Origin of the sequence: Kangiella profundi, assembly GCF_002838765.1 — a bacterium.
In the GTDB taxonomy this organism is placed as follows: domain Bacteria; phylum Pseudomonadota; class Gammaproteobacteria; order Enterobacterales; family Kangiellaceae; genus Kangiella; species Kangiella profundi.
On sequence record NZ_CP025120.1, the window covers coordinates 91781 to 113342 of the forward strand.

At 43.8% G+C, this 21562-nt stretch carries 19 protein-coding genes; 10 read left to right on the forward strand and 9 right to left on the reverse strand.

Annotation, left to right across the window (positions count from 1 at the left end; translation table 11 throughout):
* The first annotated feature begins 253 nt into the window (after window positions 1-253).
* On the forward strand, window positions 254-1120 hold the full coding sequence (gene ubiA, locus CW740_RS00465) for a 4-hydroxybenzoate octaprenyltransferase (protein ID WP_188459670.1): 867 nt from the start codon (window positions 254-256) through the stop codon (window positions 1118-1120).
* Here the strand turns inward: ubiA and plsB are convergent.
* From plsB to CW740_RS00480, 3 genes are read right to left on the reverse strand one after another with little or no spacing between them, the layout of a single operon-like run.
* Window positions 1076-3628 carry a glycerol-3-phosphate 1-O-acyltransferase PlsB gene (gene plsB / locus CW740_RS00470; protein WP_106645712.1) on the reverse strand — a complete coding sequence of 851 codons (2553 nt, stop codon included), beginning with the start codon at window positions 3626-3628 and terminating at the stop codon, window positions 1076-1078. The two genes, ubiA and plsB, sit on opposite strands and share 45 nt — an antisense overlap.
* A gap of 24 nt (window positions 3629-3652) precedes the next feature.
* Window positions 3653-4879: a pyridoxal-dependent decarboxylase, exosortase A system-associated gene (locus tag CW740_RS00475; protein WP_198555366.1), complete on the reverse strand. Its 1227-nt coding sequence runs from the start codon at window positions 4877-4879 to the stop codon at window positions 3653-3655.
* Between the two features lie 20 nt (window positions 4880-4899).
* Window positions 4900-6471, reverse strand: a complete 1572-nt coding sequence (locus tag CW740_RS00480; RefSeq protein WP_106645713.1) for an acyl-CoA ligase (AMP-forming), exosortase A system-associated — start codon at window positions 6469-6471, stop codon at window positions 4900-4902.
* 169 nt (window positions 6472-6640) lie between these two features.
* On the opposite strand from CW740_RS00480, the gene CW740_RS00485 reads away from it, so the two are divergent.
* A complete protein-coding gene (locus CW740_RS00485; RefSeq protein WP_106645714.1) occupies window positions 6641-7768 on the forward strand; it encodes a VanZ family protein in 1128 nt (375 codons plus the stop codon).
* Window positions 7769-7856: 88 nt separating this feature from the next.
* On the opposite strand, the gene CW740_RS00490 is transcribed toward CW740_RS00485, so the two are convergent.
* The gene (locus CW740_RS00490) at window positions 7857-8393 is read right to left on the reverse strand and encodes a hemerythrin domain-containing protein (protein ID WP_106645715.1); all 537 of its coding nucleotides are present in this window, start codon (window positions 8391-8393) and stop codon (window positions 7857-7859) included.
* A 389-nt stretch (window positions 8394-8782) separates the two neighbouring features.
* On the opposite strand from CW740_RS00490, the gene CW740_RS00495 reads away from it, so the two are divergent.
* From CW740_RS00495 to CW740_RS00505, 3 genes are all read left to right on the forward strand, one after another.
* Entirely contained in the window at window positions 8783-9526 is a 744-nt protein-coding gene (locus CW740_RS00495) for a DUF3050 domain-containing protein (RefSeq protein WP_106645716.1), read from the forward strand.
* 157 nt (window positions 9527-9683) lie between these two features.
* Complete coding sequence (rpe, locus tag CW740_RS00500; RefSeq protein WP_106645717.1) at window positions 9684-10361, forward strand: ribulose-phosphate 3-epimerase; 678 nt, start codon at window positions 9684-9686, stop codon at window positions 10359-10361.
* A 299-nt stretch (window positions 10362-10660) separates the two neighbouring features.
* Window positions 10661-11266: an anthranilate synthase component II gene (locus CW740_RS00505; protein WP_106647961.1), complete on the forward strand. Its 606-nt coding sequence runs from the start codon at window positions 10661-10663 to the stop codon at window positions 11264-11266.
* A gap of 66 nt (window positions 11267-11332) precedes the next feature.
* On the opposite strand, the gene crp is transcribed toward CW740_RS00505, so the two are convergent.
* A complete protein-coding gene (gene crp / locus CW740_RS00510) occupies window positions 11333-11968 on the reverse strand; it encodes a cAMP-activated global transcriptional regulator CRP (RefSeq protein WP_018623521.1) in 636 nt (211 codons plus the stop codon).
* 128 nt (window positions 11969-12096) lie between these two features.
* On the opposite strand from crp, the gene CW740_RS00515 reads away from it, so the two are divergent.
* The 3 genes from CW740_RS00515 (at window position 12097) to CW740_RS00525 (ending at window position 15664) form a co-directional block, all read left to right on the forward strand.
* Window positions 12097-12495: an OsmC family protein gene (locus tag CW740_RS00515; RefSeq protein WP_106645718.1), complete on the forward strand. Its 399-nt coding sequence runs from the start codon at window positions 12097-12099 to the stop codon at window positions 12493-12495.
* A gap of 326 nt (window positions 12496-12821) precedes the next feature.
* Window positions 12822-15053: a catalase/peroxidase HPI gene (katG, locus tag CW740_RS00520; protein WP_106645719.1), complete on the forward strand. Its 2232-nt coding sequence runs from the start codon at window positions 12822-12824 to the stop codon at window positions 15051-15053.
* A 170-nt stretch (window positions 15054-15223) separates the two neighbouring features.
* On the forward strand, window positions 15224-15664 hold the full coding sequence (locus CW740_RS00525) for a c-type cytochrome (RefSeq protein ID WP_106645720.1): 441 nt from the start codon (window positions 15224-15226) through the stop codon (window positions 15662-15664).
* 5 nt (window positions 15665-15669) lie between these two features.
* Here CW740_RS00525 and aroE read toward each other — a convergent pair whose 3' ends face one another.
* Window positions 15670-16464, reverse strand: coding sequence for a shikimate dehydrogenase (gene aroE / locus CW740_RS00530; protein ID WP_106645721.1), 795 nt, complete (start codon window positions 16462-16464; stop codon window positions 15670-15672).
* A gap of 10 nt (window positions 16465-16474) precedes the next feature.
* A complete protein-coding gene (locus CW740_RS00535) occupies window positions 16475-17827 on the reverse strand; it encodes a Na+/H+ antiporter NhaC family protein (protein WP_106645722.1) in 1353 nt (450 codons plus the stop codon).
* Window positions 17828-17895: 68 nt separating this feature from the next.
* Between CW740_RS00535 and CW740_RS00540 the strand changes: the two genes are divergently transcribed.
* Entirely contained in the window at window positions 17896-18099 is a 204-nt protein-coding gene (locus tag CW740_RS00540) for a YheV family putative zinc ribbon protein (protein ID WP_106647963.1), read from the forward strand.
* 111 nt (window positions 18100-18210) lie between these two features.
* Window positions 18211-18873, forward strand: a complete 663-nt coding sequence (locus CW740_RS00545; protein ID WP_106645723.1) for an outer membrane beta-barrel protein — start codon at window positions 18211-18213, stop codon at window positions 18871-18873.
* Between the two features lie 62 nt (window positions 18874-18935).
* Here CW740_RS00545 and CW740_RS00550 read toward each other — a convergent pair whose 3' ends face one another.
* Both CW740_RS00550 and CW740_RS00555 read right to left on the reverse strand, forming a co-directional pair.
* Window positions 18936-20162 (reverse strand): heme biosynthesis HemY N-terminal domain-containing protein, encoded by a 1227-nt coding sequence (locus tag CW740_RS00550; RefSeq protein WP_106645724.1) that lies wholly within the window; start codon window positions 20160-20162, stop codon window positions 18936-18938.
* Window positions 20159-21484 (reverse strand): uroporphyrinogen-III C-methyltransferase, encoded by a 1326-nt coding sequence (locus CW740_RS00555; protein ID WP_106645725.1) that lies wholly within the window; start codon window positions 21482-21484, stop codon window positions 20159-20161. The genes CW740_RS00550 and CW740_RS00555 overlap by 4 nt, the downstream gene beginning before the upstream one ends.
* Window positions 21485-21562 lie beyond the last annotated feature (78 nt).

Genomic DNA, 21562 nt, shown 5'->3' on the forward strand with positions numbered 1-21562 from the left:
CAAGAAAAAGAAGGCAAAAAGAAGCGCACCCGTGAATTGAGATCATTCTTCGAATGATTACCTTCGAAACGGTTTGTTCATAACGTACCGCGAAATACGTTCCATCCCTGGCCCGAATTTCGCTATTTGAATCGTCCTGATTCAAATTACTATGACCAAACAGTTCCTCAGCTCAATTCAAATGGGACTTTCCCGAGGCAAGATGGTTAGTTGAATACAAAAATTTTATAGGTTAATGCACTTATAAAAGGGGATGAAATTGAATAAAGATAAGTGGCGTCAGTATTCGCTATTGATGCGGTTGGATAAGCCCATAGGGACTTTTTTGCTGTTATGGCCAACTTTGTGGGCTTTGTGGATTGCGGCTGAGGGTTTACCACCTTTATGGATTTTGCTGGTGTTCTGTCTGGGTGTATTTTTAATGCGCTCGGCGGGTTGTGTGATCAATGATTATGCTGACCGCGATTTTGATGCGCATGTGGAGCGAACTCGGAATAGACCATTGGCGCAGAATAGGGTATCGCCACGTGAAGCTATGAGCTTGTTTTTACTGCTGGTGTTGATAGCATTTGCATTAGCTTTAACCTTGAACTGGTTTGCGGTTAGTCTGAGTTTTGTAGCTATAGGTCTGGCAGCAACTTACCCTTTCATGAAGCGTTATACTTATTTCCCACAGGTAATTCTGGGCGCCGCTTTTGCCTGGTCAATTCCAATGGCGTTTGCTGCTATTCAGAATGAGATGCCTTTAATTGTCTGGGTTATCTATACCTCTACAGTATTGTGGGTTCTAGCATATGACACTCTGTATGGCATGGTCGACCGCGAGGATGATTTGCGACTGGGTTTAAAGTCTACCGCGATATTGTTTGGTGAAATGGATCTGGTGATGGTGGGTGTTATACAGGCATTGTTCCTGACAGGCATGTATCTGGTTGGAGAGCAGCTGGAGTTCGGAATCTATTATTACAGTAGTTGGGTTGTAGCTGTGTTGTTGGTTGCGGTTCAGATGTGGCGTTGTCGCACCCGTGATCGTCAGGAATGCTTCAACGCCTTCTTAAATAATAATTATGTTGGATTAATCCTCTTTTTGGGAATCGTCCTGCACTTCCAGTTTGGGTGAGTTTTCATCGACAAGCAGAATCTGATCGCGGGCTTGCTGGCGTAAACTACGGGCAGCCTGCTGTAGACCTTGCTGAACAGGGACACTCAGCATGCTTAAAATACTTTGATAAAGGTCGTCACAGCTTTTAGTGGCTCGCATACCAATTCCTTCTCTGTGTTCAACCCAACCCTGTTCTTTCAAAACCTTAACCTGAGTTTTAAACAAGTTTTTATCAAAGAATTCCGGTGCATTGATACCATAAAGAGCAGCAATACGTTGTGCCAGTTTCTGGCTTTCCTGTTCAAGCTCTGCGCGATGAATAACTTGTTCCGGTTTGAGGCTGAACAAAATAGTTAAACTCATAGCATATCGCTGAAGAGCAGGTTGAACAGCCTGGGCTAACAACATCAGACGAGACCATTGTGGTGCTTCGCTGTCTGCCGGAACGTACTCATCGCCTCTCTTCAATAAAAGTTTATTATCAAGCATGGTCTGAATCAGTTGTTCTGCACGTTGATCGAGTTCTTCTATGTTCCAGCGAACATACAGTTCCTGGTGAAGGAAAGGATAGACGGTCTTGACGGCATTGATGATGTGTTCGTGAGTAACATCATCGTGGCGCTGGAAGATAGAGGCAATCAAAGATGGCAGCGCGAAAACATGGAGAATATTGTTACTGTAGTAAGTGGACAGTATCGCTTCATCCCCTTCAATGGAAATGACATCACCGGCGGGATCATTGATTTCCTGAACCATGCCAAGCTTTTGTGCAGTCTCTAATAGTTCCTCACCACTTTCTTCGGGAATATTGATGTGATCACTGTAAGGTGCCTGACGTGCCAAGGTCATCAGAAGGTCTAAGTGTGCGATTAGTTCTTGTTTGTCCATGGCAAGACGAGGAGTAGCCAGTAAAGACAGGCTGACCAGACAGACACTATTAAGACTTACTGCGGCATTAATACGACGATTAATTTCATCGCCCAAATCAACCACGAAATTAGATAACCAATCAGGGCGAGCCTGAGCCTGACCCTGAAATTCATTCCAGTCAATCTGTTGTTGTTTAAGGTAATCTTCAAGCGCCAGGGGTTGGCCAAAGTTAAGATAGACCTTGCCGTAGAATCTTTTCAGTGCTTTGCGAACGCCAAGCAACTGGCCAACAGATTCCTGTTTCTTGGCATGACCGCGTAATTCGCCGACATAGCTTTTACCTTCGAACATACGCTCATAACCAATGTAAACAGGAACAAATACGATTGGACGACGCACACCCCGTAACATGCTTTGCACGGTCATGGCCAGCATTCCGGTTTTTGGAGTCAACAATCGACCAGTACGGCTACGACCACCTTCCTGAAAATATTCGACGGGAATACCTTTATTAAATAGACGGTATAGATATTCATTGAAAACAGCGGTATACAATTTATTGCCACGGAAGCTACGACGCAGGAAGAAAGCACCACCACGACGTAGCACAGACCCAATCGGCCAGAAGTTTAAGTTAATACCGGCGGCAATATGAGGTGGCACAAGTCCTTCATGATAAAGCTGATAAGAGAGTAATAAATAATCGGCATGACTGCGGTGGCAGGGTACGTAAACCAGTTCATAATCTTTGGCTAGCTGGCGCACTTCTTTAAGGTTGTTGACCTCAATACCAGCGTAAATCTTATTCCATAATCGCGTCAGGGTGGTTGATAAGAAACGGATCATGCGAGGACTGAAGTTAGCTGCAATCTCTTTTACGTATTTACCTGCCTGTTTTTCAATCTGTGAACGAGATTTTCCAGTTTTACGCATTTCGCGTTCAAGTGCATCTTGTACCAAATCAGAAGCTACAATTCCGTCTATAAGGTCACGACGATTCTGAGTGCGTGGCCCGACAGTAGCTACCCATTGACGGTTAAAGTGAACACGCAAAATACGACTGATTTTATGAGCTGTTTTTTCAGCAGGATTATCGAGATTCACTTCAGATGAGTTAAGCGCGATAGGTTCGCCATATTGGACAAGGCATTGACGACCCAAGAACAACAAAATGAAGAATTTGGCAATACGCCCAGATTGTTCAACATTGGACATGAAGTAGCGAAGGAAAGAATTTTCCTTGCCCGGGTTGCGCCCCCAGTAAATCGAAACAGGCACCAGTTTAAATGATTTTTCTGGATTAACTTTTTGAGCCTGAACTAATTTTGCTAATGACTGTTTATGTGCAGCATTAACCTTACTGCGACGAATAATTCCAGGACGAGTATTTAAGAATAAACAACTGCCTGACTCAGGAACAGCTAGTTTTTTATCTGTTGCGCGGGCAGAAGGAAGCTCAAGCTGTGATGCTTGACGACGCAACAGTTCAATGGCGGTCATCGATTGAGTTCTTAAAACATAAATAATGTGATCATCATTATTAAGTTCAAATTCTTTTTTAGGATCAGATGGCGCACCCTGTTCGCGAACCAATAACTTCAAAGGTAGACGCAACAGTGAAACGGTCAGGTTTTTTAAGGAAGATGAAATCGACATAAATATCTCTATTCGTTAATACAGTTAGAGCAGCAGCTCTATAGGGTGCGGATGGCTTAAAAAATCGCGTGGACTGGCGGTGAAGCCGTAGGCGCCGGACTGAAAAACTGCCACCCAGTCACCAATTTCTGCCTTCGGGAGTTCCATCTTATTGGCAAGGATATCAAGTGGTGTACACAATGGACCGACGATGTTCACCAGCTCGGTTTCAGATTGTTGCATACGATTGGCGATTGCAACAGGATAATTTTTACGGATGACCTGGCCAAAATTACCGGATGCAGCAAGATGATGATGCAGACCGCCATTACAAATGAGATAGGTTTGGTCGCGTGAAGTCTTTTTATCGGTAATCTGACACACATATACACCAGCATTGCCCACCAGGTAACGACCAAGCTCTAAAATGAGTTCGCAATCAGCAAGAAGTTTTTGATGCTCGGTAATAAGGTGATTAAGGTTGTCAGCAATTGGTTCGAGATCTAGCAGTTGATCGCCAGGGAAGTAGGGAATACCAAAACCGCCGCCAATATTCAGATGTTTCAGCGAGAAGCGATACTCCTGCTGTAACCGATCAACCAGAGCAAAAATGCTGTTGTGTGCAGTAATGATTGAGCCTGAGTTAAGGTTTTGCGAACCTGTAAAAATATGCAAACCCATGAACTGGAGTTTGGGATGTTTCAGCAGATCAAAAACCTGCTCAAGCTGTTCGACGTCGATGCCAAACTGTTGCGATCCCCCACCCATCTTCATGCCTGAGGATTTGAGTTCAAAGTCCGGGTTTAGACGCAATGCGACGTTAGCTGTTGTGTCGTTACTTTCGGCAATAGCCCTGATACGTTGGAGCTCGGTGATGGACTCAACATTGATAGTAATGCCTGCAGCAATTGCCATGCTCAATTCTTGTTCAGACTTGCCTGGTCCCGCAAAGCTTACTTTACCAGGTGATATACCTGTAGATAACGCAATATGGAGCTCTTTCGCAGACGCCACATCAAGACCATCGACCTGGTTTGACAAATAGTGAACCACAGCGGGCATCGGATTAGCTTTGATAGCGTAATGCAAACTGACTTTTGGAAAATAGTGGCGAAGAGTTTCGACGTTTTGATTTATAACAGCACGATCATAAACATAAAAGGGGGTTTGCCCAGCAATGGCAGCGACCTGATCAATGGAATGACCGGCAATAACCAATTGGTTCTCGCGGCTATCAAATTGACTCATATCTACGTGCGTTTTAAGACTCATGTAAAGGGTCCTTAAAGTGATTAGCTAGCCATCGGGCCACTTGAGCTGCTGTGTTCAATTTGTAATTGTTTACGATCAATTTTGCCATTCGGATTACGCGGCAAATGATCGACAAAGACAATGTACTTAGGTTGCATGTAATTTGGCAGCTGTTGCTGACAGTAGCGCTTAACATCCTGCTCCGTCAGTTCGCTATCAGTTCTAATGACTAACTTGATTGCCTGTCCGAGTTCTTCGTCAGCTAAACCAAAGGCAATAACTTCTGCAACACCATCCAGCTGATAAAGTGCCTCTTCAAGCTCGGCCGGACTGATGCGATATCCTGAGCATTTTATCATATCGTCCTGGCGACCGATAAAATAAAGAAAACCATCACTATCCCGACGAACGGTATCACCAGACCAGACTGCCAATTCAGGCAGGTAATTTGCTGTACTTCCAATCGGTTTGAAGCGCTCGGCAGTCTTTTCTGGTGCATTCCAGTAACCGAGACTGACATGAACACCACGATGTACCAGCTCCCCTGGTTCGTCCACATCGCACTCTGTTCCATCGGGCCTAAGCACCATAACTTCTGCGTTGGGAATAGCTTTACCAATCGAGTCAGGGTGTGAATCGATATAAGCAGGTTCAAGATAGGTTGAGCGGAATGCTTCGGTCAGGCCATACATCAGATAGGGCGAAGCATTGGATAAGTGTGACCTTAATTGCTGTAAGGTCGAAGTTGGCATAGCGCCTCCGCTGTTAGTGAAGTAACGCAGACAGCGAGCTTCTTCGGGCCATTCCAGTTTGGCCAATTGAATCCACAACGGGGGCACAGCTGCAAGTCCGGTAATTTGATGTTTGGCAACCTGACGAATGACGTCACGGGGCAACAGGTATTCCATTAAGACCACGGTCGCACCGACCAGCAGGGCGGTGGTGATCTGGCTCAAGCCATAATCAAAACTTAAAGGTAGAACCGCTAGAATTTTATCTTCAGGTGAATTATGTAAGTACTGACTGACGCTCTGAGCGCCTGCAATCAGGTTTCGGTGGGACAGACAAACCCCTTTCGGTTGGCCCGTTGAACCAGATGTATAGAGGATTGCTGCCAGATTTTGATCGATAACCGAGATATCTGGGGCTACAACATTATTTGTTGGTATTTCTGGCCAGAGGTGCTGCTCAAGCTCAAGTTGATCGCTTTCCAGTGGTTTATCGACTAGAAGTATATGCTTAAGATTTGCTAATGGCTGCAGGGCATCAGCAATCAATGAGGCTCTTTGTTGGCTGGTGATAAGCAACTTAACATTGCAGTCGTTAAGGATATAAGCCACCTGGGCAGCTTTAAGAACCGGATTAACAGGAACGAAGACCAGGCCTGCTCGGCTGGCAGCCAGAATGCTGATGACCGTCTCGATCTGCTTTGGCAGATAGACTGCAATGCGCTGCCCCGGCTTTAACCCCATATCAATGAAGGTATGAGCCACACGATTAATGGCCTGCTCAAGTTCGGTATAGGTCAATTGACGTTTGTTATCATCAATCGCGACTTTGTCCGCGAATTTTTGCTGGCTTGCAGTTACAATGGCGTCAAGCTGGCAATACATGATTGTTCCTATTGAAAAGAATGCCGCTATTGTAGCTTTTTCAATGAATTACGTCAGCAATTGACGCACATGGATGCCACCATCCGTACAAACATTAAAAGATAGGCTCAGCAGCAGGTTGAGCAGTTAACGACATTAGAAAAAGAAAAGGTTAAAAGAAAAGGGTTTTATGCGGTTAATTTGGTACATCGTCATTTTATTCATCACCTACGGTTCTCTGTATCCATTTGATTTTGGACTGAGCCGCGATCTACCAGATGACTTTTCGCAGTGGCTTTTCAGCTGGCACCATAGAACCATTCGCAGTGACCTGATTGCCAATATCCTGCTTTTTATCCCCTATGGATTTTTTGGCGCTCTAACCATCAAAGAAGAAAATCGACGTTGGCCGTTAATGTGGATTATTCTGACCTTTATCGGTGGTTTCTTATTTGCACTGTTCCTGCAAATTCTACAATTTTATTTACCTTCCAGAATTCCTGAAGCGGCCGATGCTTTGACCAATTCGATAGGGATTCTAATTGGTTTTGCGCTGGCTGGGTTTACCAACAGCCAGAGGGTACAGCGCTTAATTCCAAGGGGATTAAGGTTCCAGCTAACACCTGCTTTATTGGTATTGGTTTTATGGCTGGCCTGGCAGTTCTTTCCTTATATTCCAGTATTTGAAGGGAAACAGTTTGGTGATGGTTTGAGCCATATTGTCAGCAGTGGCTGGTCCTTGGTTATATGGTTGGAACGAATTTTATTCTGGATGGTATTTTATTATGTGCTGGAACGGGTGGTAGCCAAGAAATACAGCATGACTGTCATTATTGGCATTACCCTGTTTGTCCTGATCATTAAACTTGCCATGTATCGCAGCCAGCTAGGTTGGAGTGAAATCAGCGCGGTACCGCTAGCGATATTGCTACATGCCTATCTAGGTCATTCGGTAAAGGTAATGCTGATAACAATAGGTGCGGCAACTTTGTTTGTCTGGCAGAATCTTTTCCCTTGGCATTGGCAAAGTTCCATTAACAGCTTTGAGTGGATGCCGTTTGATAACTTCATGACCGGAAGTACCTGGAATAATCTCAGTGCCTTGTTGCGCGAATCCTTGCTACTGGCTTCCTTCGGTTATTTTCTTGGTAAGTGGCTATCAAGCTACAGAGCAGCAGGTACCGTACTGACGGTGTTCGTGATAGGTGTAACAGCACTTCAATTCTTTATCGCCGGTAAGCAGCCTGACAGCACCTCGATTGTAATGGCTCTGGTGTTAGCTATTCTGTTCCAGAGGCTGGCTAAAATAGCGCCTTGAGGTTCTAGGGGGTTACGTAAAAAAATAGCACCTGACCTCGTTGGGAGCTTAGTCAGGTGCTTCAAGGGAAGTGAAGCAAATAAAAAACTTAGTTAGGCTGGTAAAGTGTGTACAGCTCGTTCTCTTCTAACGACACACGATGAGTCAGGACCTTACCTACGGTCTCAAAGTCCTTTTTAAATGACTCTTTCTGTTCGGCTGTGATAATCGGTTTTGAATAAGTTTTACAGAATCGTATAACTGCCTGAGCAATATCATTCATCTCATTACGGAAATCTTTAACCAGATCCATGCTGGAAGAATCATCAGACAATTTCTGTTCGAGATAAACATAAAACTTCACGTTTTCTTTTAGCAGGTGAGCCTGAAAATCACGTTTGAACTGGGTGACCAGATCGGCAAGCTTTTGACGGTCATTCGCTTCAAAGCCTTCTGACCAGATACGACCATAAAGTGCTACCAAGTGATTATGATCACCTTTGAGATTATCAATCAGATGTGGATCATAACTGATGCCGTAGTGATTACGCTTCTTGGTGAAATCAACTTCTTGGATTGGGTTTGGCTCACGTGTATCGATGTTTTCTGGCCGATCACGAAAAAAGTTTTTAATAAAACCAAACATGGTGCGACTCCTCAGCTATATGTAAAAAGTAGAAACAAAAATTTTATCTTTATAATCTCTCTAGTAGACACTAATTATTGATATATATCAATAGCTTAGAATGCAAAAATGACCACTGCGTCAATGCAGAAATGCATCGATTAAAAAAGTATTTTTTATGCAGGATTTATAACAATTTTGTTAAAAACGCAGCCAAAAGTGATAACCATTTCATAAACCCTGCAAATAACCCTTTGGTACATATGGTTATTTTAACGAGGGTATGATTATTTAGAGGGGCATAGAAAAACTGTAATAAAAAGAAGCAGTTAATGCATATCTGCATTTTTCGAATGTCAGATAAGGTAAAAGATTTTTAAAACAATATAGCTGAACGAAGGACGGAAATTATGATTGAACAAAAGCTCTCACCATTAAAGCAGGCCTTATCCCACCATAAAGCCTATGGACTATTAAACTCAACGGACAATATTCGCACATTTATGGAATATCACGTCTATGCCGTATGGGATTTCATGACCTTACTGAAAGCCCTGCAACGTCGTTTAACCTGCGTTGATATTCCGTGGCGGGAATCAAGTTATCCTACCGAGGTCGTGCGATTCATCAATGAAATTGTGATTGGCGAAGAAAGCGACCTCGACCAGAACGGACATCCAATCAGCCACTATTCTCTATATATCGAAGCCATGCAGGAAGTTGGAGCGGATGTATCTAAAGTACAGCAATTTGTTGCCTCATTGGATACCAGCCTTATTCCAGAAGGTGCCCGTGAGTTTGTCGAATACAACTTGAAATTAGCCAAAGAGGGAACCGATGAAGAAGTGGCGGCGGCCTTCCTGTATGGACGGGAAAAATTGATTCCTGAAATGTTTACCGGCATTAAAGATGCGCTGATTAGAGAGAACGCTGACTGCCCAACCTTAATCTATTATCTTGAACGTCATATTGAGCTTGATGGTGATGAGCATGGCCCACTGGCTGAAAAGTGCTTACAGGCTATCTGCGGTGACGACAAGGACAAGTGGCAGCGAGCAATAACAGTGGGTGAAGAGTGCTTACAGATGCGAGATGCTCTTTGGAATCAGGTTGAAAAAGCACTGGTGCAAAAATCGGGCATTAAAGCTGCCTAAATTTAATATTTAAAAGTGTCTTAAGTTAGGTCATAAAGGCCAACCCCTCGCTACCTGTTCATTCCCATGGGCAGGTAGCACCCTCTTGACCAGTCTTCATTAGCACTAAAATTCAAGTTTGGTTACAATGCCTTAAATCCAATCAATAAGTGCTGTTATGCAAGATATCGTCATTGCCCCATCTATTTTGTCTGCCGATTTTGCCCGTCTTGGCGAAGAAGTTGAGAATGTATTAAAAGCCGGAGCCGACTGGGTTCATTTTGATGTAATGGACAATCATTATGTGCCAAACCTAACGATTGGCCCGATGGTTTGTGAAGCGTTAAGAAACTATGGTATCAAGGCACCAATTGATGTGCACCTGATGGTAGAGCCTGTCGATAGAATTATTCCTGACTTTGCCAAAGCTGGCGCTAGCTATATTACTTTCCATCCGGAAGCCTCTAAGCATGTTGACCGCACCATAAGCCTCATTAAAGAAGAGGGCTGTAAAGCAGGAATAGTCCTGAATCCAGCAACCCCATTGAGCGTTTTGGATTATGTGATCGATAAACTCGATATGGTCTTGTTGATGTCCGTTAATCCGGGCTTTGGTGGTCAAAGCTTTATTCCACATACCTTACAGAAGTGCCAACAGGTACGCCGATTAATTGATGAGCGTGGGCTGGATATTCGCTTGGAAATCGATGGAGGAGTTAAGGTCGATAATATCGAAGAAATTGCGGCTTGTGGAGCAGATACATTTGTTGCCGGCTCAGCCGTTTTTAACGCGGATGATTACGCCAAGGTGATTCATAGCATGAAAGATAATGCTGCCAAAGGGCGCCTAGGATAATAGTCCAGTTTGAAAGTTGCTCTTTAGCTTGTTAGGTTGAAACTATGAGAAAAGTTTGGTGGGTATTAGTAGCACTGGTGGTGGCAGCATTTATCGGCCACTATATTGCTGATCAGGCAGCAATTGATGCATGTAACGAAGCTGGTGGTAGTTATTTCTACGACCAGCATTATTGTTCTAAAACAGAAGCCTATGCCGGATCGACTAACTATGTCTCGAACCATATTGGCTTCATCATTCTGCTGATATTAAGTGTCGCATTTGCCATTGGCGCCTATTTCATCAAAGCTCCAAAACCTATGGTCGGCAAGCATAAACGTTTGCTCATGATCGACAACTACGATTCATTTACTTATAACCTGGTTCAGTATTTTGCCGATTTGGGTTTGGATGTATTAGTTAAACGCAACGATGAGTTAACGGTCAAAGAAGCTCAAGAAATCAATCCAGACTACATCGTCATTTCACCAGGTCCTGCAACGCCAAACGAATCTGGAATTTCACTAGCAGTGATTGAGGAGCTGGCACATGACTATCCTATTCTTGGAGTCTGTTTAGGCCATCAGGCGATGGCACAGGTGTTTGGTGGGAAAATTGTCCGTGCTAAGCAAGTTATGCATGGAAAAACCTCTGAGATTCATCATGCCAATAAAGGCGTATTTAAAGACCTGCCCAATCCGATAGAAGCAACGCGCTATCATTCCTTAGTGGTTGATAACGACAGTCTACCGCAAGAGTTTGAAGTCACTGCCTGGACAGAAGATGAAGAAGGCGAACTCGAGTACATTATGGGCATCAAGCACCGAAGTCTGAAATTGGAAGGCGTGCAGTTCCATCCTGAGTCGATTATGAGCCAGCACGGCCACCAGATGTTGAAGAATTTTGTTTTGGAATATAGGAATTAAGGAAAAACCAACAAAAAAAAGCCATGTGTTTCCACATGGCTTTCTAATCATAACTAACCAGTAAAACTAGCGGGCTCCGAAGATCACCATTGTCTTACCTTTTACATGAATATGGCCTTCTTCTTCCAACGCTTTAAGTACGCGTCCGACCATTTCACGAGAACAGCCAACAATACGGCTTAGTTCCTGACGAGTAACTTTAATTTGCATACCATCAGGATGGGTCATGGCATCTGGCTCTTTTGCCAACTCAAGTAGCGCATGTGCCACACGACCTGTCACATCCAGGAATGCCAAATCGCCAACTTTACGGCTGGTTTTACGCAGACGAGTTGCTAACTGAGTGGCCAAACGGAATAGTACGTCTGGGTTTTCACGAGTCAGCTGGCGGAATTTATCATAGCTGATTTCAGCTACTTCACATTCAGACTTTGTACGAACCCAGGCAGTGCGGTCATGATCATCGGTGAACAGACCCATCTCACCAAAGAAATCACCAGGGTTAAGATAAGCAAGTACCAACTCACGACCTTCGTCGTCTTCAATCAATACGGTAACAGAGCCTTCAAGCAGGAAATAAAGGGTATTTGACGAATCGCCGGCATAAATCAGAGTGCTTTTCGCTGGGAAGCGACGTCTTTGACAATGGTTGAGGAACCATTGAATGGTCTCGTCTTGTGCCAAATGATAAGGTAGCGCCATGAAGTCGTCCTATTTTATTGTAATCTAATGAAAATATAGCATGAAATCTTAGTCATGTACCCCTTCAAAATCAAATTTGTTGTGGCACTATATAGCTACCTAATTATATAACTGAGTCACAAAACACTATGAAAGTAACCTTAGACTGGGTCGGCGACCTGAATTTCGTCGGAAAGAACAGTAAACGTCAACGCGTTATGTTTGGTGGAGAAGGCGATTACGTCTCACCGATGGAGAATTTATTGATGTCCGCAGGTGCTTGCGCCTCTATTGATGTAGTCATGATCCTGGAAAAATCTCGTCAGAATATTACTGGATGTCATTGTGAAATCGAAGCTGATCGAGCCGATGAGCCACCACGCCGATTCACAGGCATAAAATTCCATTTTGTAGTCAATGGAAAGGATCTATCACCAAAGCATGTGCAGAAAGCAATCGATCTGTCAGTGGAAAAATATTGCTCGGTAATGCATTCGCTTGATCCCAAAATGCCAATCAAAACTTCATTTGATATCGTTCCAGTTTAAATAAAGAAATTGAAGAAAAGGGGCGCGAAACCGCGTCCTTAATCCGATAAAGCCTCGAGACTGTGCCATAGTATTAGTTTTTACGAATATAGGATTGAAATTGGCAATCTAGAAGAATACCCTAGTTTTTGTAAGGATATATTCTGACCAGTTTGCCGGTTTGGAAAGAGCTAGGGGTAGCGATTCCTAAGTGCATAATCTATGCATATATGACTTCTTATAAATAAAATCTATCTATCTCATAGTTCTTTAAAAATGTTAGCAATTCTTTGGTAGGGGTATATTCAAAAGGAACCTTGTATTTCTCATACAGAAGGAGTCGTAAAATGTTAAGAAAATCAATCCCTTTAATCTCTGCATTGGCAGTAGCGGTGTCACTGGGAATGGCATCGACACATGCTGTCGCGGCAGATGAGACTGGGTCCATGGCAAACGAGTATTGGTGGCCTAACAAACTGGACCTTGAACCCCTCCGCCAGCATAGTCCCGAATCCGATCCCTACGGCGATAACTTTGACTATGCCGAAGCATTCAGCAAATTAGATCTCAACGAAGTTAAAAAAGATATTGAAGCCCTGATGACGTCGGATCAGGAATGGTGGCCGGCTGACTATGGTCATTATGGTCCATTCTTTATTCGTATGGCTTGGCATGGTGCGGGAACATACCGCGTACAGGATGGCCGTGGTGGTGCCGGTGGTGGCCAGCAGCGATTCGAACCGCTCAATAGTTGGCCAGACAATGTCAATTTGGACAAGGCGCGCCGCCTATTGTGGCCAGTAAAGCAAAAATATGGTCGTAGCCTTTCCTGGGCTGACTTGATGGTACTGACTGGTAACGTAGCACTGGAATCAATGGGCTTTAAAACCTTTGGTTTTGCAGGTGGCCGCGTCGACCAATGGGAACCTGATATTGTTTATTGGGGTCCTGAAAAAGAATGGTTAGCTGACAAGCGCTACAAAGGTGACCGTAAGCTGGATAATCCATTGGCGGCAGTGCAAATGGGTTTGATCTATGTAAATCCAGAAGGTCCTAATGGTAATCCTGATCCATTACTGGCGGCTAAAGATATTCGCGATACATTCGGTCGTATGGCAATGAATGATGAAGAGACCGTTGCTTTAATCGCAGGCGGTCACACTTTCGGTAAGGCACACGGTGCGCACAAGCCAGATGAATGTGTAGGCGTTGACCCTGCAGGTGCACCTACCGAGAACCAAGGTTTCGGTTGGATGAACAAATGCGGTAAAGGCAATGCGGAAGATACTGTAACCAGTGGCCTTGAAGGTGCCTGGTCGGTAAATCCGATTGCGTGGACAACTCAATATCTTGATAACCTTTTTGGTTTTGAGTGGGAACAGACTCGTAGTCCGGCTGGAGCAGTGCAGTGGATTCCTAAAGATGGTCAGGCATCGAACCTGGTTCCTGATGCACACATCGAAGGTAAGCGTCATGCACCTATAATGTTTACCACGGACTTATCGCTAAAATTCGATCCAGAGTACCGAAAAATTGCTAAGCGATTCCATGAGAACCCAGAAGAGTTCGAATTGGCATTTGCCAAAGCATGGTTCAAATTGACTCATCGCGATATGGGCCCTAAAGCGCGTTATCTGGGTGATGAAGTACCAAAAGAAGATTTGATATGGCAAGACCCGGTTCCAGCTGTTGACTACACCTTAATTGATGAAGACGATATTGCTGATCTGAAAGAAGAAATTCTGGACTCAGGTTTGTCTGTCGATCAGTTAGTAAGAACAGCATGGGCATCTGCGGCAACATTCCGTAATACCGATATGCGCGGTGGTGCTAATGGTGCGCGCTTACGTCTAGCTCCGCAAAAAGACTGGGCGGTAAATGATCCAAAAGAGTTGGCTAAAGTATTGAAGAAGCTTGAGTCGATTCAGAAAAGCTTTAATAAAAGCTTGAAGAGCGGTAAAAAAGTATCGTTGGCTGATGTCATTGTATTGGGTGGTGCTGCTGGAGTTGAGAAAGCAGCGAAAGATGCCGGTTATGACGTAACAGTTCCGTTCTATCCTGGCCGCACTGATGCAACTTCTGAAATGACGGAAGTGGATTCGTTCCAATATCTTGAACCAAAAGCTGATGCATTCCGTAACTACTTTGGCGAAGACAATCGCTTATCGCCAGCACAGATGATGGTCGATAAAGCCGATACCTTAGGCCTGACTGTGCCAGAAATGACGGTATTGGTTGGTGGTATGCGTGCATTAGGTGCTAATACAGGTGGCGCTAAGCATGGTGTCTTTACTGACAAGCCTGGAGCCTTGACCAACGAATTCTTTGTGAATTTGTTGAGCATGGATACCAAATGGCAAAAAGCCAAAGGTAAAGACGGCTTGTACGAAGGTTATGACCGTGCATCGGGTAAACTGAAGTGGACAGCCACGCCAGTGGATCTGATTTTCGGTTCGAACTCAGAACTTCGTGCAGTGTCAGAAGTGTATGCGCAAAGTGACTCGAAAGAGAAATTTGTGAATGACTTTGTGGCTGCCTGGAGTAAGGTAATGACCAATGATCGCTTTGATCTTGAGTAATTACAGGTAAGACAAATAGCTGTAAGATAAGAAACCACCTTTGGGTGGTTTCTTTTTGGGTGTCACTTCGGAATAACGAAGGAAATTCTCAGTCCTCACTTACCATGGTGCAGTGTGACTTTAAATAAAAAAGACGAGCGGTGCGTCGCGACGCACCCTACGGAAGAAGTATGAAGAAGATATTGCTATTAACGTTGTTCATGGTTCTGGCTGGCTGTACCTTATCAGCCAATCAAGAGCAAGAAGAATTAAAGCTACAACCAACAAAGCAAATGGTTGTGGACGGCTCTGCATCAAAAGAACTGATCACACAGGGCGCAAAATATTTCCGCTTTCGTTGTGGCGGCTGCCATGAAATGAGCGCTGAAGCGGGTTCCAACTTTGGCCCTCATCTGGAGGGAATTATTGGGCGAGAAGTGGCAGCGGTAGAAGGTTATGATTATTCAAAAGCAATAAAAGAAGCTGATTTTGTCTGGACAGAAGAGGTCATGGAAAGTTGGTTAAAAGACCCTGAATCATTATTGCCCGGTATGTGCATGACGTTTAAAGGTGTGCCTGACGAAGAAGTTCGTAAAGCGATGATCGCGTTTATGAAAGCTACAAGCCAATAGAAGTTTTATAGCTTAATCAGGCCTGTGTCCGGATACTTGCCAGTCCACAAACCAAAAGCTTCGGCTCCTTGTTCAATTAACATACCAAGCCCATCGAACTGTTGCTGTGTGAAGTTTTTAGAAGCTACTAAAAAACTTTCTGCTTTAGGACCATAATTTAAGTCGTAGGCGACAGCGTTGCTATCGAAGTTGATTTGTGGCAAAAACTGGTCTGCATTAAAACTCACTGAATTCACCACTAAATCAACCGCAATATCGTTAGTATAAAGTTGGATTGGCCCAAGGTGTTTTAAGGCATCGGCCATGTCCTTGGCTTTACTTTGTGTGCGATTAATCAGACAAACTTCAAATCCATCAAGCAATAATGACTGAGCAATGCAGCGGGCAACGCCACCGGCTCCTAATAGAACTGCGCGCTTGTTTTGAAAGACGAGCTGCTTATGGTGAAGATCCTTAACAAATCCGATGCCATCTGTACTGTCTCCAAGGATGCCTTCCTTAGTTTTGACCAGTGTATTAACGCTTTGCGAATCTTCAGCGCGCTGAGTAATGATGGTGGCGTATTGTAAAGCTTGTTGCTTAAAAGGTGCGGTTACATTTAGGCCATAACCACCACTTTGGAAGTAATCATTCATCACCCGATTAAAGCCTTTTGCCGTGGGGCAGATTTTCCCATAAAAAATATCAATACCAAACTGCTGGGCAAATTGTTGATGCAGTTGCGGCGACAAGCTGTGCGATATTGGGTTTCCAACAACGCCGAGTCGTAATGGCTTATTAGGATCGATAATTTGTGTCATGAGAAGCTACCTAACCTATAAAACCAAAGACAATATAAAGAACAATACTAATACCACCTGCAAACAAGGCATAGGGTAGTTGAGTTTTTACGTGGTCCAAAAGATCACAACCAGCAGCCAAGGAAGAAATCACTGTGGTATCGGAAATAGGTGATGCGTGATCACCGAAAACGCTACCACCTAGAACTGCGGCTAACACCAGGCTGGGTGAAATCCCCAGACTGACCGCTAGGGGAATGGCAATAGGGATTAATATCCCGAAAGTACCCCACGAAGTTCCGGTAGTAAATGAAATAAACCCTGCCAATACAAAAATAAGAGCTGGGATAATCCACAATGGAAGGAAGTCACCAACTGCGCCCGCGACAAACTCACCAGTTTTGAGGTCAGTCATTGAGTCTGAAAGCGCAAAAGCTAATAAGACTAACGTTACAAGTGGTAACAGATGACCAAGTCCCTTAAACGACTCTTCCATCAACACTTTGGTTTTGCGTTTGGCGTCAAAGCGTAGAAGACCAAAAATCAAAAGCGTTGATAAAATTACAGACCAAAGAACAGACTCGGAACCAGAACCTTTACGTAGGTCGCCATCGCCAGTGATATACATAAACAAAAGAATACTCAATACCATAAAAGCCAGTGGCCATAGCATATAGCGCTTCTTGGTGGCTGGCGGCAATGGCTCACTGGGTACTTCCAGTGCTTTAGATTCTTCAGCTTTCATGGGGCCATAGACCTTGCCGGTATAAACGGTATAAAACACAATAAGCAGAGTCACTATGGCATAAAAATTAAGACCAATACTGGTAACCAATACTTCAGTAGGATTCGTTACGCCGGTTTTTTCAACATGTCCTAAAATGGCGGCACCCCAGCCATTTAGTAGAATCAGCACGCTAATTGGAGCGCAGGTCGAATCAATAATATAAGCCAGTCTTGCTCGACTCATTTTGAATTTATCAAATAATGCTTGCGAGGAAAGGCCTGCAGTTAAAACGCTCATATTAGTATCGATGAAAATACTGCTACCTAAGATAGTCGGCAACATTCCAGCGCGACGCTGATTGTGAACATACTCTTTACGAGTTAACCAATTAACCAGTGCAGAAACCCCACCGGAAATCTTAATTAATTGGATTAAGGCACCAATCAAAAGACTAAACATCAAAATACGAGTGTTGTAAGCGTTGGAGAAGACACTGACCAATCGGTCTACAGTATCGGTAAACGCGTAGATAGGGTTACCGCCCACCAGAATCAACTCGGCAGTGAAAATTGCCATCAACAAAGCGATGATGACTTGGCGTTTCCAGACAGCAATTAAAATCGCTACAATGGGTGGGAGGATGCTTAACCAGGACATATTAGGTAATGGTTTTGTTATTCGAGTTTTCCGTCAAAGCACCATATAGCAATCATCAGGTAAATTCAATGCAAGAGAAAACTACCCCCAAACGTTTCGTCGCTGGTGCGGTCTGCCCCAAATGCCAGACCATGGACAGCACCGTGTGTTATTACGAAGATGAAATCTTTGTCCGAGAATGCACCGAATGTAGCTTTATTGAAAGAATTGGTCACGATGAAGAACCAGAAGACAATTCAAAACCGCAGATTATTAAGGTCAAAGAGTTATAAACAAATAAAACAAAATTCTAAGATTTAACTGTCACGATTAACGGCAAAGCTTCGTCTGAAGATAGAAGCCGAAAGAGATGGCAATAACCATAAACAACAAAGGATGATCTTATGACGAGGAAAATATTCAAATCGTTAATTTTAATTGGCTCCATTATCTTTATCTCATCTACAATAGCTGATGACTCTTCATTTTATCTTGGCATTTCAGGTGGTAGTGCGCAGGTTGAAGGTGAAACGGTGCAGGAGTTTGGTGTGCTACCGGGACAGTCGCTGAATGATGATACCGATAGTTATGGTGTCTATGCTGGTTATAAGCTGAATGATTACTTTGGATTTGAGCTTGAATATATGGACCTGGACGATGCGAGAAAAACCTATTCGCTAGATCCTGATGTAGTCTATATCGTTGCCCCAAATGACACTATCACTACCAATATACAAGGCATTAAACTTTCTTCTCTATTTGAATATCCATTTACTGATGGATTTGGTATTTACGGAAAGTTAGGAGTGGCGCGAGTAACAATGGAGAATGATCTCTTTATTGGTGCAGCCGGCCCCGGACAAAACCTCTCTGCTTATTCATCTGATGACTCTGAGGTCGAAATTATATATGGTGCTGGTCTAAGATTTGAATTAGTTGACCGACTAAATCTAAAAATAGAGTGGGAAAAGTTCAATGCAAATTCACCAACACAGACAGCAACCCCCAATTTGGAAACTGATGTTGATGTGACCTTGATAGGCATAAAGCTCGATTATTTATTCTAGTTTAGGATTGTTTAAAATAAAAAAGGCGGTTCTTGAACCGCCTTTACACACAAAAGACTCAATTAACCTTTCTGTGTTAAATCCCCAATCAAATCATATTCCCTTCTAGGCTTTACTTCATTAGCCAATCCTTTTTGATAAGCTTCCTGCGCCTGGATTGGATGCCCGAGTTGATTATAGGCCTGGGCGAGATAGTAGTGTGCCGTAGGCGTTGGAATAATAGCCAGACTTTGCTCTAGATAGTTTTTGGCTTTGCCCCAAAGCTGTGCTTTTAGGGAAAGCTTACCGAGAGTGGTGAGCAGCACTGCGTTGTGGGGTTTCTGTTTAAGCCAGGTTTCAGCATAAGCCAGAGTTTTATCAGGTTGTGGTGTCTCAATATCGCCAAACAGTTGAATCAGCTCATCTTGCCATTGATGTTTTACGGCATCTTTAACCAGTACTTCTAGCTCCTGATCCTGTTGCAGTTGGGCAAGAGCTTTACCGTAGGTTAGTTCTAGCTCAGGCGACTTGCGAACATGAGCAGGAATGCCGTTCCAGAATGCCGATAGCTTATCGAAGTTAGCGCTTTCGGCATGTTTCTGTAGCTGATGTTTCCAGGCAGTGATTTCAATGCTTGTCAGTTGTTCTGAATCAAAGACTCGGTTCTTACGTAGTTTGGGTAAAATATCGATGACGTGCTGCCAGTCATTTAATCGTGCATATAACTGATATAACAGTTTAAGTACATAAGGATGATGTGGTGACAGATCGCGAAGATGCGATAAGGTAGCCAGTGCCTGTTCATATTGCTTGTGCTGCATTTGCAGTTGGGCTTGAGTTAAACCAATCGCAACCTGTGCATCGGGTTGTGTTTTGGCAGCGATATGCAAATAGTGGTCGCGCCCTTTGTCATCGCCCTGTTCTTGAGCTGCGCGCGCAGCGGCAAGGTAATTAATCAATTTGGTATTGCGAATCTGAGCACCTTTAGCCAGAAGTTTCTCGGCAGTTTTCCAATGACCTTCTGCCAGTGCAATCATACCATCGATGGTGTTCTGGCGAGCTATGCGAAGGTTTCGATCGCCAAACCAGTTGAGTGTCAGGTTGCTGGTGCGTAATAAATATCGAACCAGTAACCAGACCAACCATAATAATACAAAGGCTAAAACTAAAAGCCCTAATGCCACATTGTTTTTGAATTCGATGGCGGTCTTATCGAGCAGGATGTAAGTCGAGCCAGGAATTTTACTGATCAGTGGACCAATAATCAGACCACCCAACAATCCGAATAACAGATACCATTTTAATTTCATTGGGCAACCTCCTCTGAGGTTGCTGTCACTTCTGAGTCAGCTTCCTGTTGAGGTTGTGGCTGTTGAATTTGATCTTGAGATTGAGTCTGAGTCACCTGCGACTGGCGTCCGGTCATTTGCTCAATAACACCTAATGACTCTAGTTGTTGTGGCAAATTAAGCTTCACACTCATTTGGGTCAGTTCGTCCAATTGCTGTATAAAAGCAGTAGTGGTTGCAGGTTCACTTTTGAAAAATTGGTTCACCCAGCCTTCAACTTCACTCAGTGCATTGTGGTACATGGCATCGTTATGCTGAATTGCTGCCAGTTGTGCAGTTTGTAGATTCAACAGGATGTTTTGACGAAGCAGGGCATCATGTTGTGGTGAGATAAAGGGTTTCATCGACTCATCATAATGATGCACTGTGTAATACTGGCTCAGTGCAGAGCTGAAAGAATTTTTAAAGCGCTGCCAAGCCGAAATCTCTTCCTCATTAGCTGCTTCAGAATCGTTAGTCTCCTCAGTCGTTTCGCTATCAGGAAGTTGTACGGTAGCTAATTCTAGATCGGCAACCAGTGACTTGAGACTTTGTAACTTAATGGTTACGCCTTCGGTATCAAGTGCACCGCTGGCGCGCACTTTATTGATGTCATTATTGATAGCCTGACGGAGTCTTTGCAGACTGGAGTCATTCATGGCCAGAACCTGACGATCGGCTGCCTGCAATAAACCAACGATAGTTTTGGCGTTATCTGTGTAGTGCAATTTGTAGGATGCCTGGCGGATCAGGTATTCAGCCTCAGACAGCATCCACTGGTTCTGCTGTTCGTCAGTAGAAGTAATCTTTTGCTGAGTTTCTGTTAATTCCTTCTGAAGTTGTTCCAGTTGTAACGAGAGCTGATGATTGACTTGCGACAGTTCGTTAGCCTGTTGCTTGCTATCGCTTTCAAGGATATCGATAACATTTTGTTGTTGCTGAACTTGCTGGTTTAGTCGATCGAGAGTACTGGCCTTGTCCTGAGCCGTTTGATAATTGTTCCATAGTGTCCAGCCATAGTAAGAACCAGCGCCAAGGATTGCCAGAATGATAACGATGATGATCCACTTAAAAGGAGAGGATTTTTTAGAACTGGTGATATTGCCCGGAGGTGTCTTTTTGCCAGAGTTAGCATTTGTGTCGGAGCCAGAACCGGTTACTTTATTGTCTGACTCTTTTTTTTCTGACTTAGTCTTACTATCAGCGTTAGAATCTGTGCTGGAGGTCGCTTTGTTGTCATCCTGGCTGGCAGGAGTCGACTCTTGCTTAACCATATCTTTTGCGTCCTTATCCTTTTTGCTCATAGTGTCTCTCTCTTTATTTATTCATTATCGGTTACTTATTCATATCAGAAATAAAACATTGCTGAACGAACTTCGCAA